General features: G+C 37.2%; 8 protein-coding genes and 3 pseudogenes. 2 read left to right on the top strand and 9 right to left on the bottom strand.

Translation table 11 applies throughout. The features are described from left to right. Window positions 1-467: 467 nt before the first annotated feature. The 5 genes and pseudogenes from AC1DPK_RS33710 to AC1DPK_RS33690 all read right to left on the bottom strand — a co-directional run bounded on the left by AC1DPK_RS33710 (window position 468) and on the right by AC1DPK_RS33690 (window position 3,982). Window positions 468-998, bottom strand: coding sequence for a GNAT family N-acetyltransferase (locus AC1DPK_RS33710; RefSeq protein ID WP_477512978.1), 531 nt, complete (start codon window positions 996-998; stop codon window positions 468-470). 142 nt (window positions 999-1,140) lie between these two features. Beyond that, window positions 1,141-1,629, bottom strand: coding sequence for a hypothetical protein (locus AC1DPK_RS33705; RefSeq protein WP_477512977.1), 489 nt, complete (start codon window positions 1,627-1,629; stop codon window positions 1,141-1,143). Between the two features lie 158 nt (window positions 1,630-1,787). Further along, window positions 1,788-1,937: pseudogene (locus tag AC1DPK_RS33700) on the bottom strand (spore coat protein CotJC); the annotation flags it as partial. A 780-nt stretch (window positions 1,938-2,717) separates the two neighbouring features. Next, window positions 2,718-3,524, bottom strand: coding sequence for a peptidase (locus AC1DPK_RS33695; RefSeq protein WP_441886954.1), 807 nt, complete (start codon window positions 3,522-3,524; stop codon window positions 2,718-2,720). 41 nt (window positions 3,525-3,565) lie between these two features. Continuing rightward, entirely contained in the window at window positions 3,566-3,982 is a 417-nt protein-coding gene (locus AC1DPK_RS33690; protein WP_441886952.1) for a hypothetical protein, read from the bottom strand. A gap of 556 nt (window positions 3,983-4,538) precedes the next feature. On the opposite strand from AC1DPK_RS33690, the gene AC1DPK_RS33685 reads away from it, so the two are divergent. Then, window positions 4,539-4,820 (top strand): peptide deformylase, encoded by a 282-nt coding sequence (locus tag AC1DPK_RS33685; RefSeq protein WP_441886950.1) that lies wholly within the window; start codon window positions 4,539-4,541, stop codon window positions 4,818-4,820. A gap of 347 nt (window positions 4,821-5,167) precedes the next feature. Here the strand turns inward: AC1DPK_RS33685 and AC1DPK_RS33680 are convergent. The 4 genes and pseudogenes from AC1DPK_RS33680 to AC1DPK_RS33665 all read right to left on the bottom strand — a co-directional run. Continuing rightward, window positions 5,168-5,409, bottom strand: a pseudogene (locus AC1DPK_RS33680) (IS30 family transposase); the annotation flags it as partial. A 108-nt stretch (window positions 5,410-5,517) separates the two neighbouring features. Then, on the bottom strand, window positions 5,518-6,174 hold the full coding sequence (locus AC1DPK_RS33675) for a hypothetical protein (RefSeq protein ID WP_441886949.1): 657 nt from the start codon (window positions 6,172-6,174) through the stop codon (window positions 5,518-5,520). Window positions 6,175-6,295: 121 nt separating this feature from the next. After that, window positions 6,296-7,231 (bottom strand): peptidoglycan DD-metalloendopeptidase family protein, encoded by a 936-nt coding sequence (locus AC1DPK_RS33670; RefSeq protein ID WP_441886947.1) that lies wholly within the window; start codon window positions 7,229-7,231, stop codon window positions 6,296-6,298. 7 nt (window positions 7,232-7,238) lie between these two features. Then, the gene (locus tag AC1DPK_RS33665; protein ID WP_441886945.1) at window positions 7,239-8,657 is read right to left on the bottom strand and encodes a TolB-like translocation protein; all 1,419 of its coding nucleotides are present in this window, start codon (window positions 8,655-8,657) and stop codon (window positions 7,239-7,241) included. Window positions 8,658-9,349: 692 nt separating this feature from the next. On the opposite strand from AC1DPK_RS33665, the pseudogene AC1DPK_RS33660 reads away from it, so the two are divergent. Further along, window positions 9,350-10,334, top strand: a pseudogene (locus tag AC1DPK_RS33660) (SpoVR family protein); the annotation flags it as partial.

The following is a 10,334-nucleotide window of genomic DNA, read 5'->3' as shown; positions in this document are numbered from 1 at the left end:
GATAGGAGTGGAGAGTCCTGTCCTGAACCTGTAGCTTTTTAGTGTTACACACATTCATATCTTTCTACTTCATTTAAGCAAGTTAACGGCGATGATGCCAATCAAGGATTGTTTGTCACTCCTTTGGATCTCCACGAGCCCTTTACCTTTACGTCAAGCTCCTCRGATTTTCGTTTATGCAATTCGTATTGTGTAAGTAGCAGTTCCATTTTGGCTGACTCCGTACAGTATGATGCCAACCGAACGGCTTGCAGCGGCTTTCAAACCCGATATTTCTTCATATTAGATTAGCTGCCCGTTAACGCAATTAAGGCTGCCGATCATGTCGGCAGCYTCGTAATGGTGATTATAAAGATATATTGTACCAAGGGAGCTTAAAACCTTGTGATACTTTTTCCCCACACTGTCTGTAAAGGTTAGTTTTCGTGTATGCTACTTACAATTCAAAATAGGCATGAAAAATCAAATTAATCCGATATTAATTTTGAATAGATATTGAGATCGTTAAACTTTCCGTCTACTCTTTCATATTGCCTTAGTGTTCCTTCAAACGTAAAGCTTAGCTTTTGTAAAAGTTTTATTGAATTCACGTTTTCGGGTTCAACTTTTGCTTCGATTCGATTCATCTTTAAAGATGAGAATGCGTAATCTAACAAAGAACAGATAGCTTCTGAAGCATATCCTCTTCCCCAAAATGATTTAKCAATATCATATCCAATTTCAGCTTTTGCATTTTCAAAATCCAAGGAATTAAAACCACAAGAACCTATGATTTCATTGGATTCTATTTTAATTATGGAGAAACGAATAGCTTTGCTGTCTTGAGAAAGGTCATCAAGGAGAGTAATCATTTCTTTTGCTTGATTTTCATTAGTAAAACTACTAACATTCATAAATTTAGTAACATCTGGATCAGACCAAATTTTAAACAAGCTAGAAGAATCCGATACCTTCATTTTTCTCAAATGAAGACGTTCTGTGTGTAACTCTGTAATCAATACTTTTACCTCCATTATAATTTAATAGTTAGGWTGAAAATATTGACATCTGCGCATAGTTCAGTCCCTTCATTTTTGAAGATAGTTTCATTTTATAAGAAGTTATAGGCTTTATCTACGCTTAATCCYTCAAAAGCAATTTTTATTTTATATATTCATCAATCCGCATCGTAAAATCCAAACCATTGATTTCTCTTATTAAGATCATATTTTTTTTCCCTTCAAAAGGGTATTGCAAGTACCAACAATCATTCAAGCCTATCAAAGCAATTTCAGGATAAGGTTCATGTAGTTTGTATTTTTTATTTACTCTAGTATAATGTATTTGCATGATCTGAGTATCTCMMCAATAACCAAAAACATTTATGATTTTTGGAACTATTGTTTCATTAGAGAGGTCTGTTAATAGATCAATATAAGCAATGTATATGTTATTCATAAAGTAATTTGCAAATCTATCATYAGATTCTGAAACTTCTTCCATRTTCAATTGTTTTTCCATGAAAACTTCTGGTATTACCTTTATATTTACATCTAAAATCTTCTTAGCAGAATTATATCTAACTAACTCAATCGATGTGTCAATAACATTTGAACTAGAAATATATTTGTCGTTAATATATGTTTCCATTAAGTAATTCGTAGGTACAGCCACCCTTAATTTAATTTCATCACTAATAAAAGGGATTATCCACAATAAAGTAAAGGGTATCAATAATAGTATAGTGAGGATTCCTTCTTCAGACCTCCACTTATCTTTCATAAAGAACAGAAAAATAGCAAATAAAATTGACAAAAATGAAACGTAAAGGGTACGCCGCCTGCACTCTCATAGAACAAAGCACTGTCATGGGCAACGTAATGAGCGCCAAGCCCGGCGTTTTTTAATTGCTCGGGTGTCGCATCTTTTGTTAATTTATATATCATTATAGAAATGATTTACAAACGAGCGAATTCGTTGGGATTTTCTTAGGCACAGCAAGACTTTTCGAATTTGAATATTTCGGTATTAATACCTTTTGACTACAAATCGTCAATTCAATAACCAGTGTACAGTCTCACGCTAAGTTCAAGATCTACCTCTATAGCCAGCAGGTGGTGTTTTAACTTCAGAGTGGGTTGGAGCAGGAGACGCTGATTTAAAAATAGCAGCATCTACTTCAAATACACTAACAGCAATTTGATTGTTGCCGTGAACTTGCGCTATTTGGCGAGCATGCTTCGTAAATGGAGCTTGAACTGTAGAACCTCCAAACTCTCCTGTGTTTGCTAAAATAACAGGTTGACACAATTGATAATGTAAAGCGGCAACCATATTATCAAATGTTTGAATATCTTGATTAATAGCTGCAATTACAAATATATCTGATACTTCACGTAAGTCTGCAACTAATGCTAGATCAGTTGTGTCATAGCAAATTGCGCCGGCTATACGTATTTTTCTTTATTCTTCAGAACCCATTTCTATAATAATTTGATGCTCTTGGCGTAGAAGCCATAAGGCTTGATTAGTCCGACCCTTTAAATTTTCTGAATGAACAAAAGTCAATTCGGCAAAATAAATAAGCCATGATCACAAAATACGACCATGACTTCAAATTTAGGTTTATTGGATTTTTTGTCGTACCTAGGGAGTTTATTGAAGCCCGTGCTTTTTGTGATAAAAAGAAGATGCAGCCTACTTTTTTAGGCTGCATCCTCCTCTACTCTTTTAATATGTTAATTAGTTACCGAGTTGCCTTCTTTCAATTCAAATTCACCAATAACTGTTAAACCATCTTGATCATATAAAGAGATTACTTGGATATCACCATTACTGTTACTAATAGTTGCCTCTTGAAGACTAGATGCAATTGGAAATAAATCGTCAGCCTTGACATACCCTTGAACTCCATTGGTGCCCTCTGCTAAAATTAAATCTGGCTCTTCTCCTATTTTAGATTCTAATAATCCGGAACCATAGGTTTCCCCATTATTATTTACAGCGTATTCTTCTTGATCTTTCAAGTTATCTGGTAATTGATTAGTTCCGGAAAATTTGTTTGATGAATTTGATAGAATAACATTAGGAGATTTAGTTAATTCAATACCAACATAACCATTACCATTGTAATATTGAACTTTACCCTGCCCATAATATGTAGCTTCATCTGTAACTGTTGCTTGTTGCGCCGTATTAGTTACAAGGAGCGAAGTTGCAGAAGTAGTATATTTCACAGGGCTTGCAACTTTTAAAACAGCAGTTGTAAAATTATATAAACGAGCCTGTCCACCCATATAACCTGAAGGTGCGTTACCGCCACCGTCTACTTGGACTATTAGTGTAGATTGTGCTTGATAGGTATTCCAAGTCCATAGTGAAACCTCTGCTGTTGAATAAGCATTGTAAGTATACCCATTAACTGTTGATTTCGTCTTCGATGATTCTGTTGATGCTGCACCACCAGCAAATACTGTTGTTGATATTAATAAGATAGACAAAGCACATACTCCCGTTACTTTAGCAGTTAAATTTTTCCATTTCATTGAAATTACCGCCCCTTATAAAATAGTTTTTATGATAAATTTTATTTATCACCATTGGAAGAAGAATAAATTATAAATTCACCAATAATAGTTTTACCGTCTGTTTCATATAGCGGGAGTGATACATAACCAAGTTTTTCCATTGACTTGTTATATGCCAAAGCTTCTTCTATTGACGACATTGATGGTTCTAAATCTGTAGATTTAACATATCCCACAACCCCATTTTTACCTTCTGCTTTAATTAAATCAGGCCCCTGATTTACACCTTCAGGGAATGGTCCATGTCCATATGTTTGACCTTGATCATTTGTTGGATATGCACTCGCTGTCGGTTCTATAACCTCTCCATTTGTATTTGAAGAAGTTTGGCTAGTATGATTAGAGTCATGAACAGTGGACATAACTGCTATTAAAGAGAAACTAATGATTGCTCCTAGAAGTGATTTACGGTTCATATAAATTAACTCCCCTTTCGTTGTTAATGCATTTTATGCGAATACTGTTAAGGATATTTGTATATTTTCCCGTAATGACATTCTAATATTTGGTAAACATAGTGTATGATTGCATAATACATTTGTCAACATAATTTATTCAATTCCCGACTAAAGTAACAGTTTTCTAGTCGGATAGTATGGCAATTTAAGTTCGGTCTCTTCACCAAAATCACTACCTCCCCCTAAATAGTGTATGGGCTCCTGCAACTTGACTTCCTGGCCAGCGATAAACAGAACTGTTCCATGTATGCTGCTTAACCAGGATATCCAATCGCACCGGCCCCCGCAACTCAACTTCTTGGCCATCGATGATAGCAGTTGCCAGCTGCTTCCGGATCTTGGACTCACAGTTCATATTTTCGTTATCTTCATCTGCATGGTTCCAAATTGCATTTCAGAGCTGATTTAGCGCATTTATAAAAAGAGAAATCCGATTATAATCTTTCTGCTGCTTCCATTAGTTCTCTTCTAAATAATCAACCAAGTCAGTGAAATCCGAGACACATGACGCGTTATGTACAGCCTTGGGTACCTGAGAAGATTGATAGTCATGGATTGCGGGGATGGACTAATCGAGTTAATTAATCCTGAGATATTAGAGTTGGAAGGTGCACGATCGGGAGTAGAATCTTGTTTAGCTTATCCAGATTATTACGGTTACGTTAATAGGGCTCAATCGGTGAAGATTAAAACGTTGAATAGCAAGGTTAAATCTATCGTTCTTCAGGCAGAAGGCTATTTGGCGCGATGTAATGAAATCGATCATTTAAATGGAGTGCATGTTTTATCCGAATGAGACACGATCCCTCAAGTCCCCAATCTACCGCAGCGAACAGTTGAAAACGAAAAGGAACTCGGTATGGCGAAAGCTCTAATCGAACAGCTGAGTGAGAAATTTGAACCTAACAAATATACGGACGATTATCGTATTGCCTTGCTTGATCTCATGAACAAAAAGTCACCGGTGAAAGTGTAGATGTTGTAACTTCTCCTGCAGCTGAAAAATATCGAATGTCAATGATCTTCTGGCAGCCTTGCAAGCAAGCCTAGAAGCAACTAAGCTGGTGACAAATAACTCTCCGCCCTCTATGAAACGAAAAAGTGCAGCGACGTCTAAGGATCACGTATCATGACGACACCGAAGGCGACCTCCATCGAGTGAGCCTTTCGATTAGGCATCTTCAGTGCAACGTATAGTCGCGTCTTTCGTTCGATGAAAGTAGCTGCGCAAGCCTTGCTTTGCCACGGCTAGAAACCACGGTATCAAGCTCCCAATGACCGAACGTCGTACGTTTATGGACTTCTTTCGGTCGCTTGCTGATCGGTGTACTGACGAGGAAGTGACCACGTGTTTCCATTGGCTTTTGACGCTTGCCCTTATGTCTATTTTTTAACACAAGAAAACATGCAAGGCCACCTGACAAAGTGAGTGGCCTCGTATGTTTTCTTTTAGTTCGTTATAAAACCGATAATTTTTTCATTGAAAAAATCAATTAATTAGCCGATATTAAAAAGAAAGTAAAATGTGTTAAGACATCATCTTTTAAAAAAAATCTAACGAATGGGTAGACATCTTCTGTAATTATTGAAACTTCTCTACTTCCATCATCTTGAGTTATAACATATCCAGATGATCCCCATGTATCTTGCGCAGCATCAGGATTATATTTACCGTAAAATACACCATTAGCATTAATTCTCCAATCCTCATTTTGTGGGAAGAGCGACATCACATTTTCAAAAGTATCACCCACACGAACTCCTCGAGGTCCCGGATGATCTCCAAACACATCGATCACTGCCGGTGTTGTTTCTACAGAGCGAGCATCAAAATAGATATATTTAACCACATCATTGGAAAAATATGTTTCGCCACCACTATCATTCACCTCTTTATTAAGTCCTAATTCCTCCATTCTCTCTTTGGTCCAATCCGAGCGTATTAAATCAAAGTCATATATTTCTTGCTTAGTCATAACTTCTGGTGTTGGGACATTTGTTTCAGATGGTACTGGTGTACTCGTTTCAGCAACCGGTGTACTTTCTACAGGAGATGGAATGGGGCTGGGGCTAGTCTCCATGGATGAATTAGTACTGCACCCGGTTAAAACCATTGACAAAAGAAACAAAAAAATAATGTTTTTCCTCATTGTATACCTCCAAGTTAGAATACAATTCGTTATATAAACTTATTAGTACATTTAAAAAGTAAAGGTTAAAGCCGACTACTCCATGCAAGCAGTCGGCTCATAACCATAAATGAAAGACAAATCAATAAGTTACGGTATTAGGGAAATAACCATAAGCGTTAGAAGTAGAATTTGGATTTGTATCCGGCCTATAATATTTAGCAGGGGCCCATGCATAAGGATACGTAATACCTAAATTACGTGTAATTCTTGCCATCCATTGAATATTTGTTCCAGTTGGGACTACATTTTGAAAGTCGAATTTATAGTCAAATGTTGTTCCAATTCTTTGCATAGCACCTCCTTGAATCCAATTGCTACTTCCAGCGGTTCTATAGAACAATGTAACTGCCGATGGTACTTCTGTATGCGTATTGCCGGTACCACTGAATACGACTGTAATTTGAGCAATTTTGCTGCTAAGAAACTTTGCCTGACTAAAAACATCAAGGTTTCTTCCATAGTTCCAAGACGCAGTATCCCTGTACAATGTTTCAGTTCGGTAGGCTTTTCGKCCAGCGATTTCGTTCTTAGAATATGCACCAAAATGTAAATGTTCAGCAGCTGCACCTACGGAACCGCCTGTTCCAATTCGATCTCCTTCAGCATAAGTTCCATCTGGRTATGTTGTAGTTGCAACAACCATATGTTCATAGTGGCAATAAACACCTGATGCTGTTTCTAGTGAAACGGTATTTAATGAGTCTTTTAGGTTTTTTAAAGTACCATCTGCCACTGCCACTATGATTTTAGAGGTACTAATACTTAGATCCACGCCTACATGAGGTGAAGTTCCATCGACATTTCGTGGTTCACTCCATTTGCTGGTAACAGTGGGCCAAATCTGACTACCACTTGAATTTTCGATCGGACTTGACCAACGTGTTGTAGCATCAATAGCACCTGTGAATACTTCGGAGTAGGGTGTATAGGCAGCATTAACACTTGGCATAACCGAAAAAGATAACCCAAACGCTAACAGTAACAGAACTACTTTGCGATTAATTTTATTCATCATGTTCACCTCACCTTAAAGAATATGTCCAAGTAGACATTTTTTTCGTTTCATTTATTTCCTCTTTAACAACAAGAAGCAGGGTATTTTCATCTGTCCAAGAGAATTCTAAATAACGTGCGGAAGAGTTTGATTCTGCAGGCAGAAAGTCTAAGTCAATTAGTTTGTCGGAATTCAAATCAATTACTTTTATATAACGTGCCTCTGGAACGTCATCTGGAACATAGATAAAGGCAAAATAAGAGTTATCCGAACTGAACCCTTTGTTACTTGCACGAAGTCTAGTTGTTCCATTCAATTTGGTTGAAGTAATTTCTTGGAGCGTACCAGATTTATCAATTTTAGCAATGTGAATTTCGCCACTACTTAGGGCCGTAGCGTAAGCAATAAGGCCATCCTGAACAGCATATATATACGGTGCCTCACCCACCAAGTCCAGTTCAGCTTCCTTCCCATCCAGGCTAACTACAACCTGCTTCATGCCTGAACTTGTAATCTTTTTGCAAAGTACACTTTCGGGAGTCAACCATCCATCTACTAAGTAATTGGCACCCTCCGCATCTGCAATAATAGTTTCATTGCCAGTAGTGATATCATAAACAAAAAGAGCTGATCCACGTGTCTTAATATTGTTTTTATTAGAGTTATAAACCAGTGTTTTACTGTCGGGACTTGACATAACGTCCTCATTCCAAACCACAATATTTTCACCATACAAGTTCATTGACTCCTCTGCTAATGCTTCAAAGGTTTTCCCGTTATATGTACTCGGCAATAACAGCTCCAACTGGTTATTAGAACTGTTTACGAGCCACAGCCCATTCTCCGCAGAAACCAGCGACTTCTGTCCATCCGGCGTAATTGAAAACTGAACGGGGATATCGTCCGAGTTTTTTGGAATTACTATTGTTTTGCCATCAACTTGAACTTTCTGTAACTTAATTGCAATATCCCCATGACTAGTTTTTACGGACGTTTCAAATTCTTGTGGATTTATTTGCTCTTTAGTTCGGATACCATTCAAAGTTCTAACAGTTAGCGCTTCTTCAATCATTTTGTGTTGCAACTCATCCCAGTTCTCTTTGAGAAAACGACCATCTTGTAACATATTATCAACAACTCTAGCATTAGGGTCTACTTCAATTTCTTTTAAAGCTTGTAATGTCAACGGCTCTGAAGATTCATCAACAAGAAACTCTTTTATTTTTGCGTAGTCACGGTCTTGTAGACGGTTAAGCAAAATAGGATTGTCCGTATCAACCTGTAGCATCCTGTAATACTCGTCACCGATAAAATCGAGGTTACCAGCTGTTTTATTGATTGCCACATTGTTATTCTGATTAGAAGCATATGCAACTGAGAAAACTGTTCCTAGCAATAGTACACCTGCTAACGTTGATGTTATTTTTTTTTGCACGGTTCTCTTCATTCCTCTCATTAATAATTATTGGGGTTCATCTGGGTTGGAACTTAATTCATTCACTCTCCAATCTATTCAAATTGAAATCATTGGAAATTATTTCAATGATAATAAATGTTACCTTCAATATACATTATTTGGAATAGTACCAAAAAACCATTTACTTGTCGAATATTATCTAATTTTAAAAAGAGTTTACAAATTCTACAGCTCGATCAGGTTAAGCCAGCTCCAGAGCAACATTAGTGCTAACGAGAACTAATCTTCAATCTCGTTCTCGTATTCTTTTATTCTCAGCGTATCTTTCATGCCAAAAGCCGCTACTCGTAAGGAGTGGTTTTTGGCATATCAATTATTCTTCGTTACAAAAAAGCTTTCTTCTGATTACGGCTCTTGATGACTATAATAACAAGAAATAATAAATCAATTGTTTCGCTTCGTCATCACTGGAATCTATCGGCTCATAACGACTTATTTGGCGATATGTTTTTGCCATTTTATAAATATGTTACAATTTGGTTTGTACTATATGTATACTATTTCGTTTAGTAATAGATCGTTCATTTCATCCGCTTTAACAATTTCAAACACCTGTTTATATACAAGCGTAAACTTTTTTTTTGAAAATGTTCAATTATTGTAAAGATAACTATGACACAACTTTTTCATAGGTGAATACTGACAATTATTAATCATTATAATTTTCTTCATATTCATTGTTATTCGACAAAACTTTCCATAAAATGAAACTCCAATACGACTTCGGCTTGAGTAAGATTTACGAGCTCGTCATTAATTCCAACCCCTGCTACGCATTTCTTCTTGAAGGAAATTCTTTAATTCAAAATAAACTCATCGTGGCCCATGTGCTTGCTCACTGTGACTTTTTCAAAAACAACGCTCGCTTTAGTGTTACCAATCGCAATATGGTCGAGAGCATGTCTGCTACAGCGGATCGTATTCATCAATATGAAATGGATTATGGCACAGATGCAGTCGAAAAGTATATCGATGCGATTCTTGCCATTCAAGAGCATGTCGATCCGACACTCATTAAGCCTTATCAATTAGATAAGAAACGTTATATCGAAATGGTGCAAAAGGACAGCGAGCGCTCTGATCTAACTAGCGATGAAACTATTGAATTCGCTAAGCTAAACTCCTCTGTGGTGCAGCCATCCCGGCACACCTTGAATCCCTATTATTTAGGATTAAAAATCGAGGATATCGAACGTCGATTCGATAACCCAACGAAGGAAGAACAAGCACGCTTCGGACGTGTTCCCGGCAAGGGCAGGGAAAAAATGTTCGAGGTACGCGAACTCGATTCAGATATTTCATTCATCCGCAACTATCTGACGAAGGATCTGGTTATTGATCTTGATCTGTACATTTTCGAGAAGAAAGGCCCTGAGTGGAAAATTACCGATAAATCGTGGGAGAAAATTCGCGATCAGCTTGTTTATTCAAATGTAAAGGTGGATTTCCTAGTTTGATGGTTAAGGATGGGGATTTTAATCGTGTGGGTGAGCTTTATTTAATCCATGAGTATGAGAGTATGGAATTGGATCTAAAGTATTTTGAGCGTACGCTGCCTCATGTCGTTCAGCTTTGGGGGAAAAACGTTCACCTGGAGACGTTTGTTGAGGATAAGAAGATTGTGTTCAGCTGTGATGGGAAGAAGAC

The organism is Paenibacillus sp. 01T424 (genome assembly GCF_056398745.1).
The sequence above is the reverse complement of the archived record's forward strand: the minus strand, read 5'-3'. Positions and strand labels throughout refer to the sequence as shown.